General features: G+C 73.5%; 22 protein-coding genes. 9 read left to right on the forward strand and 13 right to left on the reverse strand.

The window, feature by feature from the left end:
- Window positions 1-37: 37 nt before the first annotated feature.
- The 5 genes from ACSMXW_RS34670 to ACSMXW_RS34690 all read right to left on the reverse strand — a co-directional run bounded on the left by ACSMXW_RS34670 (window position 38) and on the right by ACSMXW_RS34690 (window position 5,874).
- Window positions 38-1,075, reverse strand: coding sequence for an N-acetylglucosamine kinase (locus tag ACSMXW_RS34670; protein ID WP_485802248.1), 1,038 nt, complete (start codon window positions 1,073-1,075; stop codon window positions 38-40).
- Window positions 1,072-1,749, reverse strand: a complete 678-nt coding sequence (locus tag ACSMXW_RS34675) for a uracil-DNA glycosylase (protein WP_485802250.1) — start codon at window positions 1,747-1,749, stop codon at window positions 1,072-1,074. The genes ACSMXW_RS34670 and ACSMXW_RS34675 overlap by 4 nt, the downstream gene beginning before the upstream one ends.
- A 496-nt stretch (window positions 1,750-2,245) precedes the next feature.
- On the reverse strand, window positions 2,246-3,331 hold the full coding sequence (locus ACSMXW_RS34680) for a WD40/YVTN/BNR-like repeat-containing protein (RefSeq protein ID WP_485802251.1): 1,086 nt from the start codon (window positions 3,329-3,331) through the stop codon (window positions 2,246-2,248).
- 116 nt (window positions 3,332-3,447) lie between these two features.
- Window positions 3,448-4,419 carry a homocysteine S-methyltransferase gene (mmuM, locus tag ACSMXW_RS34685; RefSeq protein WP_485802253.1) on the reverse strand — a complete coding sequence of 324 codons (972 nt, stop codon included), beginning with the start codon at window positions 4,417-4,419 and terminating at the stop codon, window positions 3,448-3,450.
- A gap of 375 nt (window positions 4,420-4,794) precedes the next feature.
- Entirely contained in the window at window positions 4,795-5,874 is a 1,080-nt protein-coding gene (locus tag ACSMXW_RS34690; RefSeq protein ID WP_485802255.1) for an NADH:flavin oxidoreductase/NADH oxidase, read from the reverse strand.
- A 272-nt stretch (window positions 5,875-6,146) separates the two neighbouring features.
- Between ACSMXW_RS34690 and ACSMXW_RS34695 the strand changes: the two genes are divergently transcribed.
- Complete coding sequence (locus tag ACSMXW_RS34695; protein WP_485802257.1) at window positions 6,147-6,518, forward strand: ArsR/SmtB family transcription factor; 372 nt, start codon at window positions 6,147-6,149, stop codon at window positions 6,516-6,518.
- A 569-nt stretch (window positions 6,519-7,087) separates the two neighbouring features.
- Here ACSMXW_RS34695 and ACSMXW_RS34700 read toward each other — a convergent pair.
- From ACSMXW_RS34700 to ACSMXW_RS34730, 7 genes are all read right to left on the reverse strand, one after another.
- Window positions 7,088-7,960 carry an aldo/keto reductase gene (locus ACSMXW_RS34700; protein ID WP_485802259.1) on the reverse strand — a complete coding sequence of 291 codons (873 nt, stop codon included), beginning with the start codon at window positions 7,958-7,960 and terminating at the stop codon, window positions 7,088-7,090.
- A gap of 397 nt (window positions 7,961-8,357) precedes the next feature.
- Entirely contained in the window at window positions 8,358-9,035 is a 678-nt protein-coding gene (locus ACSMXW_RS34705) for a TetR/AcrR family transcriptional regulator (RefSeq protein ID WP_485802261.1), read from the reverse strand.
- Window positions 9,036-9,234: 199 nt separating this feature from the next.
- Window positions 9,235-9,930 carry an HAD family hydrolase gene (locus tag ACSMXW_RS34710; protein WP_485802263.1) on the reverse strand — a complete coding sequence of 232 codons (696 nt, stop codon included), beginning with the start codon at window positions 9,928-9,930 and terminating at the stop codon, window positions 9,235-9,237.
- Window positions 9,931-10,043: 113 nt separating this feature from the next.
- Complete coding sequence (locus ACSMXW_RS34715; protein WP_485802264.1) at window positions 10,044-10,721, reverse strand: phosphatase PAP2 family protein; 678 nt, start codon at window positions 10,719-10,721, stop codon at window positions 10,044-10,046.
- Window positions 10,722-11,094: 373 nt separating this feature from the next.
- Entirely contained in the window at window positions 11,095-12,027 is a 933-nt protein-coding gene (locus ACSMXW_RS34720; protein ID WP_485802266.1) for a M56 family metallopeptidase, read from the reverse strand.
- A gap of 181 nt (window positions 12,028-12,208) precedes the next feature.
- Complete coding sequence (locus tag ACSMXW_RS34725; protein WP_485802268.1) at window positions 12,209-12,796, reverse strand: DUF5134 domain-containing protein; 588 nt, start codon at window positions 12,794-12,796, stop codon at window positions 12,209-12,211.
- Between the two features lie 336 nt (window positions 12,797-13,132).
- Window positions 13,133-13,519, reverse strand: coding sequence for a VOC family protein (locus ACSMXW_RS34730; protein ID WP_485802270.1), 387 nt, complete (start codon window positions 13,517-13,519; stop codon window positions 13,133-13,135).
- A 181-nt stretch (window positions 13,520-13,700) separates the two neighbouring features.
- On the opposite strand from ACSMXW_RS34730, the gene ACSMXW_RS34735 reads away from it, so the two are divergent.
- Window positions 13,701-14,252 carry a GNAT family N-acetyltransferase gene (locus tag ACSMXW_RS34735; RefSeq protein ID WP_485802272.1) on the forward strand — a complete coding sequence of 184 codons (552 nt, stop codon included), beginning with the start codon at window positions 13,701-13,703 and terminating at the stop codon, window positions 14,250-14,252.
- An 81-nt stretch (window positions 14,253-14,333) separates the two neighbouring features.
- Here the strand turns inward: ACSMXW_RS34735 and ACSMXW_RS34740 are convergent, their stop codons facing one another.
- Entirely contained in the window at window positions 14,334-15,017 is a 684-nt protein-coding gene (locus ACSMXW_RS34740; RefSeq protein WP_485802273.1) for a glycerophosphodiester phosphodiesterase, read from the reverse strand.
- 460 nt (window positions 15,018-15,477) lie between these two features.
- Here ACSMXW_RS34740 and ACSMXW_RS34745 point away from each other — a divergent pair, with 460 nt between their 5' ends.
- From ACSMXW_RS34745 to ACSMXW_RS34775, 7 genes are all read left to right on the forward strand, one after another.
- Window positions 15,478-16,875 carry a DUF6421 family protein gene (locus ACSMXW_RS34745; RefSeq protein WP_485802275.1) on the forward strand — a complete coding sequence of 466 codons (1,398 nt, stop codon included), beginning with the start codon at window positions 15,478-15,480 and terminating at the stop codon, window positions 16,873-16,875.
- Between the two features lie 26 nt (window positions 16,876-16,901).
- A complete protein-coding gene (locus tag ACSMXW_RS34750) occupies window positions 16,902-17,654 on the forward strand; it encodes an SDR family NAD(P)-dependent oxidoreductase (RefSeq protein WP_485802276.1) in 753 nt (250 codons plus the stop codon).
- Entirely contained in the window at window positions 17,651-18,721 is a 1,071-nt protein-coding gene (locus ACSMXW_RS34755) for a threonine aldolase family protein (protein WP_485802278.1), read from the forward strand. Before ACSMXW_RS34750 ends, ACSMXW_RS34755 begins: the two co-directional genes overlap by 4 nt.
- Window positions 18,722-18,957: 236 nt before the next feature.
- Entirely contained in the window at window positions 18,958-19,359 is a 402-nt protein-coding gene (locus ACSMXW_RS34760; RefSeq protein WP_485802280.1) for a TlpA family protein disulfide reductase, read from the forward strand.
- 191 nt (window positions 19,360-19,550) lie between these two features.
- Entirely contained in the window at window positions 19,551-20,066 is a 516-nt protein-coding gene (locus ACSMXW_RS34765) for a flavin reductase family protein (RefSeq protein ID WP_485802282.1), read from the forward strand.
- Between the two features lie 249 nt (window positions 20,067-20,315).
- Window positions 20,316-21,101: an electron transfer flavoprotein subunit beta/FixA family protein gene (locus ACSMXW_RS34770; RefSeq protein WP_485802284.1), complete on the forward strand. Its 786-nt coding sequence runs from the start codon at window positions 20,316-20,318 to the stop codon at window positions 21,099-21,101.
- Between the two features lie 103 nt (window positions 21,102-21,204).
- The gene (locus ACSMXW_RS34775; RefSeq protein ID WP_485802285.1) at window positions 21,205-22,167 is read left to right on the forward strand and encodes an electron transfer flavoprotein subunit alpha/FixB family protein; all 963 of its coding nucleotides are present in this window, start codon (window positions 21,205-21,207) and stop codon (window positions 22,165-22,167) included.
- The last annotated feature ends 282 nt before the right edge of the window (window positions 22,168-22,449 follow it).

Consider the following 22,449-nt stretch of genomic DNA (forward strand, 5'->3'; position numbering starts at 1 on the left):
GGGCCGGCCGGAGTGTCACTCCGTGGCGGAAGGCGCCTCACTCCGTGGCAGAAACCTCCGGTCCGGGCTCGACGTACAGCATGCGGCCGTCCCGGGGCAGTGCCAGACGGCCGTCCGCGAGGTCGGAGGCGATGTGGACGGAACCGGCCAGGGGATCGCCGGCGGCGGGGACCTGGCGGGCGTGCGGCACCTGTTCGGCCAGCTCGGCGCGGAGCGGGCCCAGCAGGGGTTCGCCGATCTGCAGCAGCCCGCCCGTCAGGGACACGTCGCACGGCCCGGTACGGGGGCAGGCGGCCGCGGCGGCCTCGGCGATGTGCCGGGCCGCCGAGCGGAGAATGCCCGCCGCCACCTCGTCCCCGCCGCCCGCCGCACTGCCGTCCCGGGCCGCGCCCGCCACCTCGGGGGCGAACGAGGCGAGCACCGCGGGCCGGTCGGTGCGGGGGTAGACCTTCCCGGGCAGGTCGGACGCCGGGCCGAACATCCGCTCCGCGCGCTCCAGCAGCGCCGCCGACCCGCCCCGCCGCCCGTCGAAAGCGCGCAGCGCGGCTTCCAGACCGGCCCTGCCGATCCAGGCGCCGGAGCCGCAGTCGCCGAGCAGATGGCCCCAGCCGTCGGCGCGGCGCCAGGTCCGCAGGTCCGTGCCGAGCGCGATCAGACCGGTGCCCGCGGCGACCACGGCGCCCGGACGTGTGCCCAGGGCGCCGACGTACGCGGTCACGGCGTCGGCGGCGAGCGCCACACGACGGGTGCCGAACTCCTTCTCCAGCGCGGCCGGCAGTTCGGCGCGGAGGGCGTCACCGAGGGTGGCCATGCCCGCGGCGCCGATGGCGACGGCCCTCAGCCGGGTGCTTCCGGTCCGCGCCATCAGCTCGCGGACCATCGGCACCAGCTGTTCCAGCAGGTGGCCGGGGTCGATGCCGCCGGGCCCCGTACGGACGGGGGTACGCGAGGCCAGGGGTGGCCCTCCGGTGCCGTGGCGGAGCGCGAGGGCGGCGCGCAGTCCCGAGCCACCCGAGTCCACGCCGAGTACGGCGTCCGCGGTGCCGCCCTCCTCCGGGCGGTGCGCCTCGGTCACGACAGCCGCCAGTCGACCGGGCTGGCGCCCTGTCCGACGAGGAGCTCGTTGGTGCGGCTGAACGGCCTGGAGCCGAAGAAGCCGCGGTCCGCCGACATCGGCGAGGGATGGGCCGACTCCACGGCCGGCAGCTGGCCGAGCAGCGGACGGGCGTTGCGGGCGTCGCGGCCCCAGAGGATCGACACCAGTGGCTTGCCGCGGGCCGCCAGCGCCCGGATGGCCTGTTCCGTGACCTCCTCCCAGCCCTTGCCGCGATGCGCACCGGGACGCCTCGGGGCGGTCGTCAGCGACCTGTTGAGCAGCAGCACGCCCTGCTCCGTCCACGGGGTGAGGTCACCGGTGCTCGGCTGGGGCAGGCCGAGGTCGGTGCTCAGCTCCCGGAAGATGTTGATCAGGCTGCCGGGTAGCGGTCTGACGTCCGGGGCGACGGCGAACGAGAGCCCCACGGCGTGCCCCGGGGTGGGGTAGGGATCCTGGCCGACGATGAGGACGCGGACGTCGTCGAAGGGCTGCTGGAAGGCCCGCAGCACATGCTGCCCGGCGGGCAGGTAGGTGCGGCCCGCGGCGATCTCCGCCCGCAGGAACTCCCCCATGGCGGAGATCCGGCCCGCGACGGGCTCCAGGGCTTTCGCCCAGCCTTCTTCGACGATTTCATGCAAGGGTCGTGGTGCCACGGAGCGTCACTCTACTGCCGCCCACCGATCCGCGATCAACTCCCGACCCCGGCATTCGTCTTGCCTCAAGCCCCCATGGCCCCCCTTGCGCCCACGGCCCCCCGCAAGGGGCGCGGGGAACCGCGCTCCCAGCCCCGGCGCGCCCGCCACTTGACCTGCGCCCCAAGGGCAGCCCCTGCCGCCCGAACCACCTGCCCCACACAATGCGCGCGACCCAAGGCGCCCAGCCGGCAGCGGCCCCAGGCCCACAGCAGTGCAGTGGGCCCTCTCTCCGCCCAGAGCGCCCCGCAAGGGGCGCGCGGAACTGTGCGCGCAGCCCCGATGAGCCGCCCCATGGCTACCCTCGAAGTGGCAGCCCCCCGCACGGGACAGCCCCCCGCACGGGACAGCCCCCCGCACGGGACAGCCTCCCGCACGGGGCCACCGGCCGGAGCGTGACGCGCGCAGCCTCCGCCGGCGGCGGTCAGCCCACCACCGCCGCCCGGACGCACAGTGGTCAGCCCACCACCGCCGCCCGGACACACAGCACGTCCGGCAAGTGCGCAGCGATCTGCCGCCAGCTGTCGCCGTCGTCCGCCGACGCGTACACCTCCCCATTGCGGTTGCCGAAGTAGACCCCCGCCGGGTCGGCGTCGTCCGTGCACATCGCGTCCCTGAGTACCGTGCCGTAATGCTGCTCCTCGGGGAGCCCGGCGGAGAGCGCCTCCCAGGTGCTGCCCGCGTCGGCGGTGCGGTGCACCCGGCAGCGGCGGCCCGCGGGCACGCGGTCCGAGTCGGCGTTGATCGGGAAGAGGTACGCGGTGTCCGCACGGTGCGGATGTGCCGCCGCCGCGAAGCCGAACGTGGACGGCAGACCCTCGCCGATGTCGGTCCACTGCGCGCCCGCGTCGTCGCTGCGGTAGACGCCCCAGTGGTTCTGGAGGTAGAGGCGGTCCGGGTCCACGGCGTCCTGGACGACCTTGTGCACGCACTGGCCGAACTCGGGGTCCGGGTCCGGCAGGAAGACGGCGGACACGCCCTTGTTCGACGGGGTCCAGCTCGCGCCGCCGTCGTGGGTGCGGAAGACGCCGGCCGCGGAGACCGCCACGGTCACCGACCGGGGGTCACGTGGGTCGGTGACCACGGTGTGCAGCCCCTCCCCGCCGCCGCCCGGCACCCACCGCCCGCGTGTCGGGTGCTCCCACAGCGGGCGCACCAGCTCGAAGGTCTCGCCCCGGTCCTCCGACCGGTACAGCGCGGCGGGCTCGGTACCGGCGTAGACCACGTCCGGCTCGGCGGCGGCAGGGTGGAGCTGCCAGACGCGCTCCAGGGAGGCGCCGGTGTCCTCGGGGAACTTGACGGGCGGCCGCGCCGGCTCTGTCCAGGTCCGCCCGAGGTCGTCCGAATGGAAGACGGACGGGCCCCAGTGGGCGCTGTCGCCGCCGGCGAGCAGCCGGGGGACCGGCCCCCGAGTGTCGATGGCGACCGAGTACACGGCCTGGGCGGTGAAGTACGGCGCCTTGTCGAACTCCCAGGTGCCGCCACGTCTGCGGGCGATGAAGAGACCTTTCCTGGTGCCCACCGTGAGCAGTACGTCGGCCATGACGGAACCACCTCCGGGAATGCGCTGTCTCAGCCACGGGTCAGTCTGCACCGTGCCACTGACAGTCACCCCGGACGCGCGCCGGCACTCCGCATACCAGGGTGTCCCTCCGCATGTCAGAGCGGTCGGCCGGGCCGGGGCGGGGGAGTGGTGGGGCGCGGGTGGGCGGTGCGGGCGGGCGGTGTTCCGGTGAGTTCGGCGGCCACCTGGGCGATGGCGTCGGGGCCCACCCGGCAGCAGCCGCCGATCAGCCGGGCGCCGGCCGCGCGCCAGGCCCCGGCCCGGCCCGCCGCGAAGCGCCGGGGGCCCCGCCAGGCGCGTGCCACCGGGTCCCACTGCTCGCCGCTGTTCGGGTAGACGACGACGGGCTTGCCGGTGATCTCGGCGGCCAGCGGCACCGCGGCGTCCGCGTCCTGCGGCGAGCAGCAGTTCACCCCGACCGCGACCACCTCGTCCGCCGCGGCCGCCACCGCGAAGGCCTCGTCCAGGGGCTGCCCGGCCCGCGTCCGGCCCTCCGCGACGCTGTAGGACAGCCAGGCGGGCACCCCGAGTCCGCGCACCGCACGCAGCAGCGCCCGGGCCTCGTCGACGTCCGGCACGGTCTCCAGCGCGAACACGTCCGGCCCCGCCTCGGCGAGGGCCGCCAGCCGGGGTCGGTGGAAACGCACCAGCTCCGGCACGCTCAGTCCGTACCGGCCGCGGTACTCGGAGCCGTCCGCGAGCATGGCCCCGTAGGGCCCGGCGGAGGCCGCCACCCACCGCGGACGGCCCGGGACACCGCGCACCGCGGCACGGGCCAGCCGGACGCTCAGTCGCAGCAGCTCCGCAGCCCGCGCGCAGTCGATGCCGCGCCGCTCGAAGCCCTCGAAGGTGGCCTGGTAGCTGGCCGTGATCAGCACATCGGCGCCCGCGTCCGCGTAGGCGCGGTGGGCCGCGGTGATCGCCTCCGGCCGGTCCGCGAGCAGCCGTGCCGACCAGAGCGCGTCGCCCAGGTCGTGTCCCGCGGCCTCCAGTTGGTTCGACAGGCCGCCGTCGAGCACGAGAGGACCCCGGGCGAGCGCGTCCGCGAAAGTGCCTGCACCGTTCACAGCACCGACGCTAGCCCACCGGCGCACACGGGCGTGCCCACGGACTCGGGAGGCCCCCGGGGCCCGGCCGGGGCCGATGGACGACACCCGCGGCCGGGCGCCGGTCCGGGCGAGCGGCACCCCGGCAACCAGCCCGGGCGGGCACGCCCTCGCAAGGCCCGGCCGCCCGGCCCCGCGGACCCCAACGGCCCCCGGCAAACCGCCCCAGGACGACGGCAGCCGGCCCCGGGCGGCAGCAATCCCTGGGGCGGCAGCCAACCCCGGACGGCAACCACCACCGGGGCAACCGCCCCAGGCGGGACGGCACCTCCAAGGCGGGCGCACTCCAGGCGGGCAGACCTCCCAGACGGGCCCGGGACAGGCCGCCCAACCGCCTCAGACGGACCGCAGGTACTGGTCCGGTACGTGCGCGGGGGCGCCGAGCTGCTGCGCCGCGTGCCGCGGCCAGTACGGGTCGCGCAGCAACTCCCGGCCGAGCAGCACCGCGTCGGCCTCGCCGCCGGACACGATCTTCTCCGCCTGGTCGGACTCCGTGATCATCCCGACCGCGGCGACCGGCATCCCGGTCTCGTTCCTGACCCGGGCGGCGAAGGGCACCTGGTAGCCGGGGCCCACGGGGATGCGTACCCCCGGGGCGTTGCCGCCCGAGGAGACGTCCAGGAGATCCACGCCGTGGTCGCGGAGCAGGGCGGCGAAGCGGACGGTGTCGTCGGCGGTCCAGCCGCCCTCCTCCAGCCAGTCGGTGGCGGTGACCCGGTAGAACACCGGCTTGTCCGCGGGCCACACCGCGCGGATCGCGTCCACGACCTCCAGGGGGAAGCGGGTGCGGTTCTCGAAGGAGCCGCCGTACTCGTCGGTGCGGTGGTTGGAGTACGGGGAGACGAACTCGCTGAGCAGGTAGCCGTGCGCGCCGTGCACCTCGACCACCTCGAAACCGGCGTCCAGGGCCCGCAGGGCGGCCGCGGCGAACTGCCCCGTGATCTCGCGGATCTGGTCGGTGGTCAGCTCCACGGGAACCGGGTGCCCCTCGTCGAACGCCAGCGGGCTCGGCCCCACCACCGGCCAGCCGCCCTCGTCCTCGCCGAGCGGGCCGCCGCCGTTCCAGGGGGCGTTGGTCGAGGCCTTGCGGCCCGCGTGGGCGAGCTGAACCCCGGGAACGCTGCCCTGCTCCTTCAGGAAGGCGGTGATCCGCCGGAACGCCTCCGTCTGGGTGCCGTTCCACAGGCCGAGGTCGTAGGGGCTGATCCGGCCCTCGGGGCTCACCGCGGTGGCCTCGGCGAGGATCAGGCCGGCACCGCCGACCGCCCGTGCGGCCAGGTGCTGGAAGTGCCAGTCCCTCGGCGCCCCCTGCTCGGGCCCCTCGGCGGCGGCGCTGTACTGGCACATCGGCGACATCCAGACGCGGTTCGGCACGGTCAGCGAACGCAGCGTGCAGGGCTCGAACAAGGCGCTCACGGCGGACTCCTCGAATCGGGGGCGACACAGCGGCCGCCCCGGCGCTCTCCTGGGGCAACCTGCATGGACGATACTCTTCGTAGTACGGCGAATGTCAAACTACGATGAGTCTCGTACAATGCGCATGGAGCGACCCCCGGAAACCGCTCATCGCTCCGGCGAGCCGTCGTCGCCCGCGACCCCCCCCACCGCCGGCGCATCGCACAGCGCCGAAGAACCGCGCACTCCGGAAGAACCGTCCATCCTTAGATCGCCGACGAAGTGGAGCCGCCGTGACCACCGCACCATCCGGCAGCCGGGCCCTGGCCCACCCGGCCCGCGAGGCCATCCGGCTGGAGGGCGTGCTGCACGCCCTGTCCGACCCCATGCGCCTGAGGGTGGTCCGGGAGCTGGCGGCCCGCGACGGCGAACTGCCCTGCGGCACCTTCGAGCTGCCCGTCACCAAGTCCACCACGACGCACCATTTCCGGGTGCTGCGGGAGAACGGGGTGATCCGGCAGGCCTACCGGGGGACCGCCAAGATGAACGTACTGCGCAGGTCCGATCTGGACGCGCTCTTTCCCGGCCTGCTCGACAGCGTCCTGGACGCCGCTGAGCGGCAGGCCGGACGTGCGGTGGCCCCGGAAGCCGGCGCGCCGCGCTAGGTGTGCTGTCCGGGGGCGTAGGTGTGCTGTCCGGGGACGTTGGTGTGCTGTCCGGGGACGTTGGTGACGGGCGACACGCTGTGAGCGGTCCTTGAACGGGGCGCGGGCCTCTGGGCTCGGCGGATCTCGGGCCATGGGGCCCGGACCGTGATCAACATCCAGATCCGTGGCGGGGGCGGCTCGATCGAGGCTCGCGCCAAGCATGGTGTCGTCTGTGGGGGCCGGAGCTGGCCGGTGCCGTTCAGCCGATGTTTCCGACGCTCAGGCGAGGTTTCCGACGCTGGGGCACCTGTTGCCGTACGCGGACGCCCGGGCAACGGCACGCCTGAGCCTCGGCTCTTGCCGCGCCCTTGTGCTCGGATGGGTGGTCGCGCGATCGGGGTCGCGCGATCGGGGCCGGGAAAGTGCGGGGCGCCCATCGTCACGCTGACCATGTTCTGGTCGTGGCGGCGCGGTCTGGGACGTGGGCGTGGCGGATTCCGGCGCTGGTGGCGATGGCGAAGAGACCCGGGGACTGGACTGCGCAGGGTCGCCGACGGCTCTGGGTGCAGGCCCGGGTATACGGAGCCTCAGACGGTGTCGAGTTCCCTGAGTTCGGCGTCGTCCAACACGAGGTCAGCCGCTGCCGCGGAGTCGCGTGCGGTCTCCGGACGCGTGGAACCAGGGATCGGGATGACCATCGGTGACTTGGCGAGCATCCACGCCAAGATGACCTGCTGGCGGCTCACCCCGTGTGCCTGCGCCACCCGGGCGAACCGGTCGTGGACGTCGCTGCCGTCGCCCGACCGGGAGACGCCGCCGAACGGGCCCCAGGGCAGGAACGCGACACCCATCGCGTCGCACCGTTCCAGCTCGGGTTCACTGGATCGAAAGCCAGGGGCGAACTGGTTCTGCACCGCGGCGAGCCGTCCGCCCAGGACCTCATTGGCGAGCTCGATCTGGGCGGGATCGGCGTTGGAGATGCCGGCCATCCGGATCTTGCCGTCATCGAGCAGGTCGCGGATCGCACCGACGGAGTCCGCGTACGGGACGTCCTTGTCGGTACGGTGCAGGAAGTACAGGCCGATCGCCTCTCCACCCAGCCGCTTGAGCGAGGCCTCACAGGCCGCCTTGATGTGCTCGGGCCGCCCGTTCACGGGCCAGATGTACGGGCCCGGGTTGAGATCGGGGCGCATGTGACCACCCTTGGTGGCGACCAGTACCTCGGACCCGAGACTGTGCGAGGACAGTGCCTTCGCGATCAGTTTCTCGTTGTGCCCCACCTCGTCGTGTCCGGCCAGGTGATACGAGTCGGCCGTGTCGATCAGGTTCACACCGGCGTCGATCGCCGCGTGGATGGTGGCGATCGCGCGTGCCTCCTCGGGCCTACCCTCGATCGACAGGTTCATGGCTCCGAGGCCCACCGCGCTGACCTCGACAGCACCGATATGGCGTGTCCGCATTCCTGTCGCATCCTCCGCCCGGAAAATCCCCTGAGTGGCTTTCACCCGGTGACCTTACGGCCACTCTCTGACATTGGTGAGCGGACCATTCCGGAAGATCACTCGGCCGGTGGTGTCGTCCTGGGCGGCAGTAGGCACGGAGCTCGGAGCACCCTGGACGAGGGACGACGACGGGCTGGGACCGCGAGCACGGGCGGCGAGCGCGGACGGCGGAAGCCGGAGAGAGGGGCGGCCCCGGTGGTTTGATCCCCCTGCTTCATCTGCTGGCCCTTGGTCACGTCAGCCGATTGTGCTCCACGCGCAGGTCGTCGGCGATCGACGTGCAGTGCTCGAATCCGGGAAGAGTCACATCGCGGGTCGGGTGGGTCACGCCGGTGGCCTGGAACGGCGCGCCGAGCTAAGCCCGCCCCTCGGCCACCGGGCGCGGGTCGAAGAACACGGACAGGTCCGCGGGCTTCCGCTCGCCGTCCTCCGCTGCGGGCTCCCCGGGCGGCGAGCCCAGTTCCCAGTCGAGCCGGTAGCGCCGGAACAGCTCGGTGCGCAGCGTCGGCAAGGGCATCGGGGCGCCGGGTACCAGTGCCGCGAAGACGGCGCCCATCAGCAGCGCCCTGAGCATCGGATAGTCGCTGTCGACGGCCGTGGAGCCGTACCGCCGGACCGTGTCGCGCAGCAACTCGGCGAGCCGCTGCTGCTCCGGGCACTGCACGAATCCCTCGGCCTGCAGGATGCCCGCCATATGAGTGCGCATCAGCACCGGCTGGTCCCGGGCGAGGCCCAATATCGCGTCAATCGCTCGCGCCATCCGCTCCCGACCGTCCTCCGCGCGCGGCTCGCGCTCCAGGGCCGACTCCAGTGTGCGGTGCATCAGCCGGTGCACCGCCGACTGCACGAGCTGGCGCTTGCCGGGGAAGTAGTACGAGACCAGGCCCCGTGCCGAGCCGGCCCGGTCGGCGATCCCCGCCAGCGTCGTGGAGTCGTAGCCCCGCTCGCTGACCAACTCCAGGGCCGCCTGCAGAAGTCGCTCCCGTGAGCGCCGGCGCAACTCTTCATTGACCGATGCGCTTCGAGGGGACATCCTGTAACTCCTGCGTTGACTGGCCCACAGCCAATATACTCAGACTGTCCCGCCACCGGGCCCCTCTCGGGGAGAGGTGTGCGAGGCTGCCGTCCGCATGGGCGACGCGGGGGATCGTCCATGCGGACGGCTTTATTCCGGTCTGCGATATGCCGTAAGCATATGCCCCGCACGTCGGGTGCTCGCAGCACGGTCGGGTTCAGCCACCGGCCAGCTCCAGAACGGGCCGCAGGCCCTCGGGACGCTCGGTCTCCGGCAGGTGGTCCACGAAGTGGACGCCGCAGCCGATCCGGGCCGCCCCGCCGTCCGCCCTGCGGTCGTCCCCGACCATCAGCACCTCCTGGGGCGGTAGCCCCAGCTCCGCGCAGGCGAGTTCGAAGATCCGGGCGTCCGGCTTCTGGATGCCGTGCTCGTAGGACAGGACGTACGTGTCGATGTAGCCGTCGAGGCGGTGGGCGCGGAAGACGGGGCGCAGGTCCCAGCCGACGTTGCTGACCACGCCCACTGCCACACCGCGCGCGTGCAGCTCCGCGAGTACCGGCTCGGCGTCCGGGTAGGGCCGCCAGGCCTCGGGTCTCATATGGCGGTCGTACAGGGCGTCGTGCAGGGCCGGGTCCGGCAGCTCCACCTGGCGGGACAGGCCCGTGTACACGGTGCGGTGCAGAGCTGCCGTGCTGTCCCGGGTGGCCCAGGCCCCGGCCAGCTCTTCCGGAACCCGCTCGGGCGTGGACCCGCCGGGCAGCGCACCCGCCGCGGCCAGGCGGGCGGCGGCCCGCGCCACCTCTGCGTCGGACATGCGCGTGCCCGAGTCGTCGAGCACCGCACGCAGCCAGGTCCCGACCGGCTCGACGCGGAAGAGGGTCCCCGAGAAGTCGAACAGCACGCCTGTGGCCATACGAAGATCCTTTGGCACCGGCGGGCGGCGGTCAAGGGCGCTGCCCGGTTTCGCAGGCCTTGGCCGGCCGGGACAGCAACGGCAGGGGTGTGGAGAGGGACTGCCCTCGGGCCTCAGCGGTCCCGCCGGGCCGGTGACAGGGGCACCGCCAGCGCCACCAGCAGGGCGCCCAGCAGCCAGCCGCCCAGGACGTCGGAGGGCCAGTGCACTCCGAGCCACACGCGGGTCACGCCCGCGCCCACCACGCTGACCACGGCGAGCGTGACGGCGGGCCACCACCACCCTCCCCGGTCGCCGCCGCGCAGGTGCAGCACCCACAGCAGCGCCCCGCAGACCATGGTCGCGGTCATCGCGTGCGCGGACGGGAAGGCCTCATAGCCCACGGAGTCCAGCGGGTGGCGCCACACCGGGCGCGCCCGGTCCACCCCCGCCTTGATGCCGTGCTGCACCAGACCGCCGCACACGTCCGTCCCGACCAGCCACAGCGCCGTCCGCCAGGCCCTCAGCCACAGCAGCAGGCCCGCCACCACGGCGCTCGCCGCACGCGTCGGCCACGGGCCCCACACCCAGTCGGTCAGCACCCGGCTCGCCCGGGTCGGGGCGGGGTGGGCCAGCGCGGTGCGGTGCACGGTGCGTGCCAGGGAGGCGTCCCAGTCCATCAGCGGCTGCCAGCGTGCCGCCACCAGCGCCACGAGCAGAGCCGTGGGCACCGACAGCAGGAGCGCGGTCAGCAGCACGGCGCGGGAGGCCCGCGAACGGGCCGGGGCGCCGGGCGGGGTGGCGGGACGCATGCCGTGATCCTCGCCGACGGGCGCCATCCGGGGCGGGTGCCCACGCCCGGGGACGGGCCCCGGCGGAGGAATCCGGCCGGCCGGGGGAGGGGCGCCAGAGGGGGAGCCCGGGTCCAGGGGAGCGGCGCCGGCGCCGCTCGGCCCACCGCACCCCGCCGCCGGCGGAGCTCCGCCGCGTGGATCCCCCCGGGGAGTCCCCGCCACGGGGCCGGCCCGGACGGGAGGGCCCAGTCCCGCGACCCACGCCCCCGGATGCCCGCATCCTGGAGACCGGCGGCGGCCCGCGCCTCCGGCCCGAAGGCCAGCACCGTGATCGGGCCGGCGCGCCACCACTGCGTCCGTTGCTGGAGCGCGCAGTGGTGAGCGGGCGCTGTCACATCGCCCGCAGCCCCGGCCAGAACGCCACCAGCAGGGGGATGACCGGCACCAGCGCCGCGACCGCCGTGAGACGCAGGCGGTGCACGGCGGGGAGCCGGGACTGCGCGGCGAGGAGGCGGTTCACCCGCTGGGGGAGGTGGGCGCCGGGGGCGGCACTGGGGCCGAAGACGCCCCGGTCCTCGTTCAGCTCGACCAGGGCGAGGGCCGTCGTGAGCCGCCCGAAGCGCCGGGACGCGACATCGTCCGCGGCCAGCTCGACCAGCCGGTGCATCTCCCTGCGGAACGCCGCGAACACCGGGACCTGCGGGAACCCTTCGGCCAACGCGCCCGAGCAGTGCAGCAGCCAGTCGTGCCTGGCCTGCGCGTGGCCCTGCTCGTGGGCGACGACGGCGTCGAGCTGGCGCCCCTTCAGGCGGCGCAGCGCGGCCGTCGTGATGACCAGCCGGGGCGGGGTTCCCGGCAGCCACCAGGCCTCGGGGCGGTCGCCCTCCAGCACCACCAGACGGTCGCTGCCCGGCTCCTCGCCCGGCAGCAGCGGTGCCCGCACGAGCAGTTCGGCGCGCCGCACGCGGCGCCGGGCGCGCGCCCTGACGATCTCCCGGACCAGCATCGCGGCCGTCCACAGCCCGCCGCAGGCCAGCGCCACCGCCACCGCCGCGGCCCAGGGGCGCGGCGCTTCGAGGGCGTACGCCTCGACGACCGGCCGCGGCGCAGGCGCGAACACCTGGCCGCGCACCGCCTGCCAGGCCCCGGATGCGCTCAGCGTCATCGACAGCACACAGCACAGCAGGACGGCGGCCACCACGCACTGCCACGCCCACAGCGCCACGATGGGCTCGCGCTCCAGCCAGTCGGCACGGGCGAGCAAGCGGGGTCCGACGACGGCGATCAGCGCGCCGAGCAGCAGCAATGCCACGGGGACCATCATGAACGTCACCCTATGAGCGGGGATACCGACCGCGATATGGGATGACGGGCCGTGTGACGTACGCCACGCCAGCCGTCAACGGCCCCCGGACAGCCCCCGGACAGCCCCCGGACAGCCCCCGGACGGCCCCCGGACGGCCGCCGGACGGCCGCCGGGCCGCGGGGTGTCCGCCCCTCCACCGTCACAGCGCGAGCAGGGTCGCCAGCATGCCGATGCTCATGCAGATCCGGCAGGCGCGCGCCAGCTCGGGCCGGTCCGTCCAGCCGCCCGCCGAGGGGCCGCTCGGGGGACCGCCGGCGGCGGCGACGGCCGGCGCCGCCGCCGCGGCGGGCACCAGCCGGATCCCGGCCCACAGCGCGTACCCGGCGAAGTACAGCAGCAGCGGTCCGGTCACTCCGGGCACGCCCGCCGTGCCGTGGTCCATGCGCCCGTCCGGCATCGGCGGTATCACCGCCATGGCCACGGACATGTACACCATGGCACCGGAGCAGACCAGATGGTGCAGATGGCCGCGGTCGTGCCGGGCCGACCAGGCAGCGTGCAGCGCCGCGGCGCCGAAGACCGCCGCGCAGACGAGCCACGCCTGCCGCGGCGGGGTCAGTACGGCCGCGGGCACCGCCATCGCCGCGGTGCCCAACCCCATCAGGGCATCCCCGCCCGCGGCGTGCCGCTCCGCACCCACCGTGCCGCGCATCCGCAGCAGGCAGTACGCACCGCTCGTCGCGCACACCACTACGACGAGCCACGCTGCCGGCGCAGGTCCGTGCACCGCACACCCCCTCGACGTGTCCCGGTGAGCGATGCCCCCACGGCGGGCGGCGTAACCGAGCGCACAGGAGTGCAAGGGGGGAGCAGAACCGCACGCGAGTGCGCCGGACAAGAGTGCGGAAGCCGCCGCAGGGCGCACGCGCTTGCCCTCCGGTCGCGCGCCGACGGGGCGCCTCTGCCCGATCCCCTCGGCACGCACGCCACCAAGCGCCCCGACCCCACCACCGCGCGCCCCGCCCCCCGGAGCGCCTGCCCATCACCACGCCCCACGCCCCGCTCACCGCGCCCCACGTCCCGTCCCGGCCACCGGGTGCGGACCGGGGGCGGCCCGGGCCCGTCAGGGCCGGTACCGCAGCGGATGGTCCGCGGGGACTTCCACGACCGCGATGTCGCAGCCGTCCGGATCCTTGATCCACATTTCGATCAGGCCCCAGGGCTCCCGCCGGGGCGGACGGGCGACCTCGACGCCGCGCGCCCTGAGCTCGTCGTGGGCCGCCGCCGCGTCCGCCACCTGGAGCCAGAGCCCGAGGCCCGGGGCGGGTGGCTGCTCCGAGCGGCCGGAGACCTCCAGGAAGCCACCGCCCAGGAAGTAGACGGTGCCGCGCTCGGGGCCCGTGCCGAACTCGCGGTAGACCTCAAGGCCGAGCTGCTCCCCGTAGAAGGTGCGGGAGCGCTCGGGGTCGGTGGGCCTGAGAAGGGTCCTGCTGCTCAATACATGCACCATGAGGGCCGACCTTACGGGCCGCGGCGCCGCCGGGTTAGGCTCACTCGACCGTACGGAGCCGCAGAGGCGCTCACCCCGCGCACTCGCCTCCGCCGTGCGCCCCGCCTCGCTTCGAGCGCCGCATCGTGCGCTCGAGCCCCGGCGGGCGGTCCCGTCACAGTACAGATTCGGAGATCGTCCCATGGCCACCGCCCCGTCCCCCGCCCCCGGCGAACTCGTCTTCCGTGATGCGCTCGGCAGCGACGTCGACGCGCTGGTGGCACTCATCGAGTCGGCCTACCGCGGGGACTCCAGCAGGAAGGGCTGGACCACCGAGGCCGACATCCTTCAGGGGCAGCGCACCGACCCGCAGGGCGTGCTGGAGGTCATCGAGAGCCCCGCCAGCCGTCTGATCGCGGTGGAGCGCGACGGCGAGATCGTGGCCTGCTGCCAGCTGGAACGCCGCGGCGACAGCGCCTACTTCGGGATGTTCGCGGTCCGTCCGGCGCTCCAGGGCGCGGGGCTGGGCAAGACGATCATCGCCGAGGCGGAGCGGACCGCCCGCGAGGACTGGGGAGCACGGGAGATGCAGATGACCGTCATCTCGGTGCGCGACGACCTGATCGCCTGGTACGAGCGGCGCGGCTACCGCCGCACCGGCACGACGAGCCCGTTCCCCTACGGCGACGAGCGGTTCGGGATCCCGCAGCGCCCGGACCTGGAGTTCGAGCTGCTGGTCAAGCCGCTGGTGTGAGCACGGCCGCCGGGGGCGGTGCGCCGGTGCGGGCCGGGCCGGCGGGCACCCTGGGCCGGGGCCCCGCCCCGGGCGGACGGCTCAGGCGGTGAAGCGGGCGGTGCGCTTGATCTCCGGGTAGTCGGTGGTCGCCCCGTCCAGCTCCAGCGCGCGTACCAGCCTCAGGTGCTCCTGGGTGTTGACGACCCAGCCGTAGACCTTCAGACCGGCCTTCCTGGCGGCCGCGACGACCTCCAGGGTGAGCCGCTGGATGTCCAGCGCGAGCGCCGTCGCCCCCACGTCCGTCGCCCGCCGCGCCACGTCCGTCCCGTAGTGGCTCGCGACGAGCGTCGTCCGCACGCCCGGCACCAGGCGTGCCATCTCGGCGAGGGCGTCGTCGTGGAACGAGAGCACCTCCACCCGGGCACACAGGTCGCGCCGGACCATCACCTCCGCGAGCGCCCGGGCCGCCGCGATGTCCTTGATCTCGGCCTGCAGCGGTGCCGTGACGGCGTCCAGCACCTCCTCGAAGACCGGGACGCGCTCGCCGCCGCCGGCGTCCAGCGCGCGCAGCTCGTCCAGCGTCTTCTCGGCGATCGGCCCTTTGCCGTCCGTCGTACGGTCCACGTCCGCGTCGTGCATGACGACGAGGGCGCCGTCCTTGCTCAGGTGCAGGTCGAGTTCGATGGCGTCGAGGCCGGCGTGCTGCGCGGCGATGAAGGAGCGCAGGGTGTTCTCGGGTGCGACACCCATGACTCCACGATGACCGATGGTGAGGAAGTTCAAGGTTCACTCGCTTCCGTCGACGGCGGCTCGGCTCCCGCGTGGCGGTGGGGGTCCCCGGCTCGGAACGGCGCTGGGAGCAGGGGGAGCGTGCTCACGCGGCCAGGCTGGCAGCCTAATGGCCCTCCTGTGAGAGGGAACCGCTCCGACGTGAGTGGCCGAAGTCCGGCGTCACGCCCCTCCGGACGCCCTCGCGCCTGGCTTCCGCCCGTGCCGCCTCACCCATGCGTGGGCGTGTCCCGGACGGGGTGACACAAGGCGTGCGCGGACGGCCCGCGGGGCGGGCTGCGTTGGGCCGGTAGTGCAACCCTTTCCGCAGAAACATCCGCGAAACATTTCTCAAGCAGGAAAAACAGGCGCAGTAGGCTCAGTGAGCCGGATGATTTCCTGAAGGCCGACTTGTGGCGATGACCTTGGCCGCATACCGTGGTGCCACAAGAGGTTCTGCTGTGAAGGAGGGGTCATGACGGAAATGCTTGCGCAGTACCGTGAGGAAGAGAGGATTTCTCCGGCCATGCGCGTGGTGGAGCATCCTGCCTGGCCCCTGCTGAAGCAGGCCGTCGAGGACATCAGGGCCTGGCAGTCCAAGGACGGCTCCATCGATTTCGACGCCGAGGGCGCCCCGTCGCCCGCCACCGCCCGGGAGGCCGTCCAGCGCGTCATCTCGGCCATCGAGCGGCTGGCTCCTCTGCTGCCGCACGACGCCGCCTACCACCAGGCGCTCGTCGCCGACCTGCGGCGGTGGGTCGAGGGCGGCCTCCAGGTCCCGGACTTCCTCGACGCGCTGCTCGCCTTCCAGCCCGCCGCACGACGCGAGGACGGCCTCCAGCACCTCGCCGTCTTTCCTATGTACACGCAGAACGGCAACCCGGACCGCAACCTGGAGGCGCTCGTGTTCCGCATGGTGTGGCCCGACTGGCTCGCCGAACTGGAGCGGACCCGTTACGACAACCCTGCCTTCTGCGGGATCACCTTCGAGGACTTCACGTCCGGCTACGACACCAACTCCGCCGTGCTCTTCCCGGAGACCATCGCCGTGCGCGAGGCGCCGGAGCGCTTCGGCTGGGGCGGCATCTTCTGCGACCGCGAGGCCGCCCGTTTCCGCACCGTCATCGACGCGGCCGTGGACGTCCTCGGCCTGCGGCTGCCGGACGACATCCGCGCGATGATCCGCGACCAGGACCGCTGCCAGCAGGCCTTCGTGCTCTGGGACATGATCCACGACCGCACCCACAGCCACGGCGACCTGCCGTTCGACCCCTTCATGATCAAGCAGCGGCAGCCGTTCTGGATGTACGGCCTGGAGGAACTGCGCTGCGACCTCACCGCCTTCCGGGAGGCCTGCGCCCTGGCGGCGGACGGCGTCCCCCAGGGGCGTGACGTCCAGTACGCGATCCTCTTCGACCGGATGTTCCGCTTCCCCGTCACCGGCCAGCGGGTGCGGAACTACGACGGACTCGGCGGCCAGCTGCTCTTCGCCTACCTGCACCAGCACGACGTCGTCCGCTGGACGGACAACACCCTGAGCATCGACTGGGACCGTGCCCCCCAGGTCACCACCCGGCTGTGCGCCGAGATCGAGCAGCTCTACCGGGACGGCATCGACCGCCCCAAGCTGGTGCACTGGTTCGCGGGCTACGAGCTGGTCTCCCGCTACCTCGCCCCGCACCCCGGCTCGCGCTGGGCCAAGGGCCCCGAGGCGCTCGACCTCTCCCAGCCGCCGCGCAAGCTCGTCGACGACGTGCTCCCGGACGAGTTTCCGCTGAGCATGTTCTACGAAGCGCTTGCCAAGAAGCTCAGGAAAGTGATCGCCTCGACCAAGGGAATCACGGCGGCGGGCGTGGCGAAGGCGGCCGCGTGAGCCGCCAGGGGCCGGAGGTGAGGACGATGGACGGCAGTACCGGGGCACTCGACGGTGCGGTGATCGCGGTCGCGGGCGCGGCGGGACCCGCGGGACGGGCCACCCTGCTCAGGCTCGCGGAGGCCGGGGCCACGGTCGTGGGCGCCGACGCCGACCCCGAGCGCCTGGCGGAGGCGGTGGACGCCGCGGCGGGCGCCGCCGGCGGCGCCACCGTCACCGGGGACACCGTCGACCTGCTCGACCCCGCGGCCACCCGCCACTGGGCGGAGCGCATCGAGAAGGACTTCGGGCACGTCGACGGGCTCGTCCACCTGGTCGGCGGCTGGCGCGGCGGTGCCACCTTCGCGGACACCGATCTGGCCGACTGGGACCTACTGGAGAAGCTGCTGATCAGGACCGTGCAGCAGACCTCGCTCGCCTTCCACGCCCCGCTCTCGCGCAGCGACCGCGGCCGCTACGTCCTCGTCAGCGCGGCGGGCGCGAGCCGGCCGACCGCAGGAAACGCCGCCTACTCCGCGGCGAAGGCGGCCGCCGAGGCCTGGACGCTGGCGCTCGCCGACGACTTCCGCAAGGCGGGGGGCGAGCAGGGGCCGCGGGCGGCGGCTGCGATCCTGGTGGTGAAGGCGCTTGTGCACGACGCGATGCGTGCCGAGCGGCCGAAAGCCAAGTTCGCGGGCTTCACCGACGTCAAGGAGCTGGCCGACGCCATCGCCGGGATCTGGGAGAGGCCCGCCAGTGAAGTGAACGGAAACCGTCTGTGGCTCACCGAGAAGCCGTGAACCCTCCCAGGACCGACGCCCGCCGCCGGCACGACCCGGACATACGCGGCTTCGCCAGCGACAACTACGCCGGCGTGCACCCCGAGGTGCTCGCCGCCCTCGCGGTCGCCAACGGCGGGCACCAGGTCGCCTACGGGGAGGATGTCTACACCGACCACCTCCAGCAGGTCGTCCGCAGCCACTTCGGCGCCACCGCGGAGGCGTACCCCGTCTTCAACGGCACCGGGGCGAACGTCATCTCCCTCCAGGCCGTCACCGACCGCTGGGGCGCGGTGATCTGCGCCGAGTCCGCCCATGTGCACACCGACGAGTGCGGCGCACCCGAACACGTCGCGGGCCTCAAGCTGCTCACCGTGCCCACCCCCGACGGCAAGCTGACGCCGGAGCTGATCGACCGGCAGGCGTTCGGTTTCGAGGACGAACACCGCGCCATGCCGCAGGCCGTCTCCATCACCCAGAACACCGAGCTGGGCACCGTCTACACCCCCGCGGAGATCCGCGCCGTCTGCGACCACGCCCACCAGCTCGGCATGCTGGTGCACATGGACGGCGCGCGCCTCGCCAACGCCGCGGCCTCGCTCGACGTCCCCATGCGCGCCTTCACCAACGCCGCCGGGGTGGACATCCTCTCCTTCGGCGGCACCAAGAACGGCGCACTCTTCGGCGAGGCCGTCGTCGTCCTCAACCAGGGCGCGGTGCGGCACATGAAACACCTGCGCAAGCTGTCGATGCAGCTCGCGTCCAAGATGCGCTTCGCCTCCGTCCAACTGGAGGCGCTGCTCGCCAAGGACCTGTGGCTGCGCAACGCCCGGCACGCCAACGCCATGGCCCAGCGGCTCGCGGAGGGGGTCCGGGCGGTCGACGGCGTGGAGATCCTGTACCCCGTCCAGGCCAACGCCGTCTTCGCCCGGCTGCCGCACGACGTGAGCGAGCGCCTCCGCAAGCGGTACAGGTTCTACTTCTGGGACGAGGCCGCCGGCGACGTGCGCTGGATGTGCGCCTACGACACCACCGAGGAGGACGTCGACGGGTTCGTGGCGGCACTCAAGGAGGAGATGGCGCGCTAGGTCCTTCGTCGAACTCCCCTCGTTCGCCCGGAGCGCTGGCCGCGCGGCGTCAGGTGCGTGCAGGGCGTCGCGCGGCGGACAGGAGTTCGAGGACAGGCCCGGGCCCCTGCGGGTGCCGTTGGCCGGCCGTGCCCGTGGTTACCCCCGAGGGCCGTCGGCAAGAGGCCCCGCACAGGGGCCTCTCGGCCCTGTCCGGGGCGCCGGGAATCTTCTGCGGCCGCCGTGCGCTGCACTCGGTGTCGGCGGCAAGCGGAAGGAGAGCGGGAGTGGTCCCTCGCGGACACGACAACGATGCACAGCGACTCGGGACGGCGGAACTGGGCCGTGCGCCGGGGGAGCGCGCCACCCTCGTGCAGTTCTCCACCGCCTTCTGCCGGCCCTGCACGGCGACCCGGCGGGTGCTCGCCGACGTCGCCGCCATGGTGCCCGGCGTGGTGCACGTCGACCTGGACGCCGAGAGCCGGCTCGCCCTGGTGCGCGCCCTGGACATCCGCAGTACGCCCACCGTCCTGGTGCTGGACGCCACCGGACGCGTGGTGCGCCGCGCCACGGGCCTGCCGCGCCGTGCCGATGTGATCGCCGCCCTCGGCGAGGCCGTGCAATCCCCCGGCACCCAGTCCCCGGCAGGCGCCCGGTGAGCCGCCACGCGCCCGCCCGGGCGGACTTGACCGCACCCGGCACCGATGGTCAGCCTGAGCGCATGCCCGGAGAACTCCGCCTGTACGCGCGCGTCCACGTGGATCTCGCCCGCACCGCCAGCGCCCGCTGTCCGGCCTGCTGAGCAGCCAAGGAACCGGCCATCTCCCCGCCTCGGCAGAAGGACACCCGCATGACGGCCACGCCCGGCCTCGAAACGCCCCGGCTCCCCGCCACAGCCGCCACCGACCTGCTGCGCGCCGTCTTCCGCCGCCATGCGGCCGGCGTCGCCGTGATCACCGCCCGGGGGGAGACCCCCGTCGGCTTCACCGCCACCTCGCTGACCTCGGTCTCCGCGGAACCCCCGCTCATATCCTTCGGAATCGGTGCCACCGCGTCCTGCTGGCCGGTGATCTCCACCGCCGAGCACATAGGCGTGCACATCCTGGGCGAGCACCAGCGCGAGCTCGCCGCCACCTTCGCGCGCAGCGGGGCCGACCGGTTCGCCGCGCCCACCCGGTGGAGCCCGGGCCCCGAGGGCGTGCCCGTGCTGGCGGACGTGCCGGCCTGGCTGGTCTGCCGGATCAGCGCCCGGGTGCCCGCCGGCGACCACCACATCGTCCTGGCCGAGCCCGTCGCCGGCGACCCCACGGGCGCCGGCGGGCCCCTGCTCTACCACGAGGGCGGCTTCCGCACGCTGCGCGACTGAGTTCCCTGGCCGCCCGCCGAACCCGCACGTAACAGCAGCCCCGCGCGCCGGCGCACGGGCCTCCTCGGTTACGCAGCGTTGTGAACGTCACAGTTCAAAGCGCTTGCTCAGGGGGAATCACCTTGGGTGTACTGGCGAGTAATATTGCGCTCGTAAGCGCGGTCGCCCCGACCGGGATCTGCCGCTTCAGGCGCTTATGCTGCCTGCAGAAGGCAGCCGAAGGATTGACGACGCAGTAGGAGAGCCGGCGTGAGCTTGAGGATCGTTGTCTGTGTGAAGTACGTGCCCGATGCCACCGGCGACCGGCACTTCGCCGAGGACCTGACCGTCGACCGTGACGACGTCGACGGACTGCTGTCGGAGCTGGACGAGTACGCGGTGGAGCAGGCGCTCCAGATCGCCGAGGAGGCGGACGACGCGGAGATCACCGTGCTCACCGTCGGCGGCGAGGACGCCAAGGACGCGCTGCGCAAGGCGCTCTCCATGGGCGCCGACAAGGCCGTCCACGTGGAGGACGACGACCTGCACGGCACCGATGTCATGGGCACCTCCCTGGTGCTCGCCAAGGCCATCGAGCGCACCGGCTACGACCTGGTGATCTGCGGCATGGCCTCCACGGACGGCACCATGGGCGTGCTCCCCGCGATCCTCGCCGAGCGCCTGGGCGTGCCGCAGGTCACCCTCCTGTCGGAGGTCTCCGTCGAGGACGGCACCGTGAAGGGCCGCAGGGACGGTGACGCCGCCTCCGAGCAGCTCGAGGCGTCCCTGCCCGCGGTCGTGTCGGTGACGGACCAGTCGGGTGAGGCCCGCTACCCGTCCTTCAAGGGCATCATGGCCGCCAAGAAGAAGCCGGTCGAGGCGCTCGACCTGGACGACCTGGAGATCGACGCCGACGACGTCGGCCTCAAGGGCGCCTGGACGCAGGTCGACTCCGCCACGGAGCGCCCGGCCCGCACCGCCGGCACGATCGTCAAGGACGAGGGCGAGGGCGGCAAGCAGCTGGCCGCCTACCTTGCGGAGCAGAAGTTCATCTAGCCGCAGCCCGGCCGCGCGGAGGTCCGTCCGAGCGCGGCCCGGCCGTCGCGCCGCTGCACCCTCACCCGCCCGAGCCACTTCGTACTCGCAGGAGAGCAATCCCATGGCTGAAGTTCTCGTCTACGTCGACCACGTGGACGGCGCCGTCCGCAAGCCCACCCTGGAACTGCTGACCCTGGCCCGCCGGATCGGCGAGCCGGTCGCCGTCGCCCTCGGCCCCGGCGCCGGGGACACCGCCGCCGCGCTCGCCGAGCACGGCGCGGCGCGGGTCCTCACCGCCGAAGCCCCTCAGTTCGCCGACTACCTCGTCGTGCCCAAGGTGGACGCCCTGCAGGCCGCCCACGAGGCTGTCTCTCCGGCCGCCGTCCTGGTGCCGTCCTCGGCCGAGGGCAAGGAGATCGCCGCGCGCCTCGCGGTGCGCATCGGCTCCGGCATCATCACCGACGCCGTCGACCTGGAGCCCGGCGACGACGGCCCGGTGGCCACCCAGTCCGTCTTCGCGGCGGCGTTCACCACCAAGTCCCGTATCACCAAGGGCACCCCCGTCATCACCGTCAAGCCCAACTCCGCCCCGGTCGAGCCGGCGCCCGCCGCAGGCACCGTCGAGCCGCTGGACGTCACCTTCGGCGCGCTGGCCACCGGCACCAAGGTCGTCGCACGCACCCCGCGCGAGTCCACCGGTCGCCCGGAGCTGACCGAGGCCGCGATCGTGGTCTCCGGCGGCCGCGGTGTGAACGGCGCGGAGAACTTCGCGGTCATCGAGGCGCTGGCCGACTCCCTGGGCGCCGCCGTGGGGGCCTCGCGCGCCGCGGTCGACGCCGGCTGGTACCCGCACTCCCACCAGGTCGGCCAGACCGGTAAGACCGTCTCGCCGCAGCTCTACATCGCCTCCGGAATCTCCGGCGCCATCCAGCACCGGGCGGGCATGCAGACCTCGAAGACCATCGTGGCGATCAACAAGGACGCCGAGGCCCCGATCTTCGACCTGGTGGACTACGGCGTGGTCGGCGACCTCTTCCAGGTCGTCCCCCAGCTCACCGAGGAGGTCACCGCCCGCAAGGGCTGACGTCCTCCAGGGGCTGTCCGAAGAGACCGGGACGTCCGAAGGGATCGGGACGCCGAAGGAATCGGGACGCCGAAGGGACCGGGACCTCGAAGGCGTCCGAAGGCGACCACGGAGACGCCCGGGGGACCCCGGGGGCCCGGGGAACGCTCGGGGAGCCGTCCGGGCGCGCCGGGAGGCGATCGACGGGCCGGGGCCGCGCGGTGACCACCACCGCGCGGCCCCGGCCTGAGCCGTGCCGCCCTGGCCGTGCCGCCCCGGCCGCTCCGGAGCGGTCCGGACCGC

The sequence above is a fragment of the Streptomyces sp. DSM 116793 genome (assembly GCF_057320905.1).

Coding starts and splice junctions, on each gene's coding strand:
- ACSMXW_RS34700 (WP_485802259.1), bottom strand. CDS start 7,960: ATGCGGACACGCCATATCGGTGCTGTCGAGGTCAGCGCGGTGGGCCTC.
- ACSMXW_RS34720 (WP_485802266.1), bottom strand. CDS start 12,027: ATGATGGTCCCCGTGGCATTGCTGCTGCTCGGCGCGCTGATCGCCGTC.
- ACSMXW_RS34705 (WP_485802261.1), bottom strand. CDS start 9,035: ATGTCCCCTCGAAGCGCATCGGTCAATGAAGAGTTGCGCCGGCGCTCA.
- ACSMXW_RS34735 (WP_485802272.1), top strand. CDS start 13,701: ATGGCCACCGCCCCGTCCCCCGCCCCCGGCGAACTCGTCTTCCGTGAT.
- ACSMXW_RS34715 (WP_485802264.1), bottom strand. CDS start 10,721: ATGCGTCCCGCCACCCCGCCCGGCGCCCCGGCCCGTTCGCGGGCCTCC.
- ACSMXW_RS34680 (WP_485802251.1), bottom strand. CDS start 3,331: ATGGCCGACGTACTGCTCACGGTGGGCACCAGGAAAGGTCTCTTCATC.
- ACSMXW_RS34775 (WP_485802285.1), top strand. CDS start 21,205: ATGGCTGAAGTTCTCGTCTACGTCGACCACGTGGACGGCGCCGTCCGC.
- ACSMXW_RS34750 (WP_485802276.1), top strand. CDS start 16,902: ATGGACGGCAGTACCGGGGCACTCGACGGTGCGGTGATCGCGGTCGCG.
- ACSMXW_RS34710 (WP_485802263.1), bottom strand. CDS start 9,930: ATGGCCACAGGCGTGCTGTTCGACTTCTCGGGGACCCTCTTCCGCGTC.
- ACSMXW_RS34730 (WP_485802270.1), bottom strand. CDS start 13,519: ATGGTGCATGTATTGAGCAGCAGGACCCTTCTCAGGCCCACCGACCCC.
- ACSMXW_RS34765 (WP_485802282.1), top strand. CDS start 19,551: ATGACGGCCACGCCCGGCCTCGAAACGCCCCGGCTCCCCGCCACAGCC.
- ACSMXW_RS34745 (WP_485802275.1), top strand. CDS start 15,478: ATGACGGAAATGCTTGCGCAGTACCGTGAGGAAGAGAGGATTTCTCCG.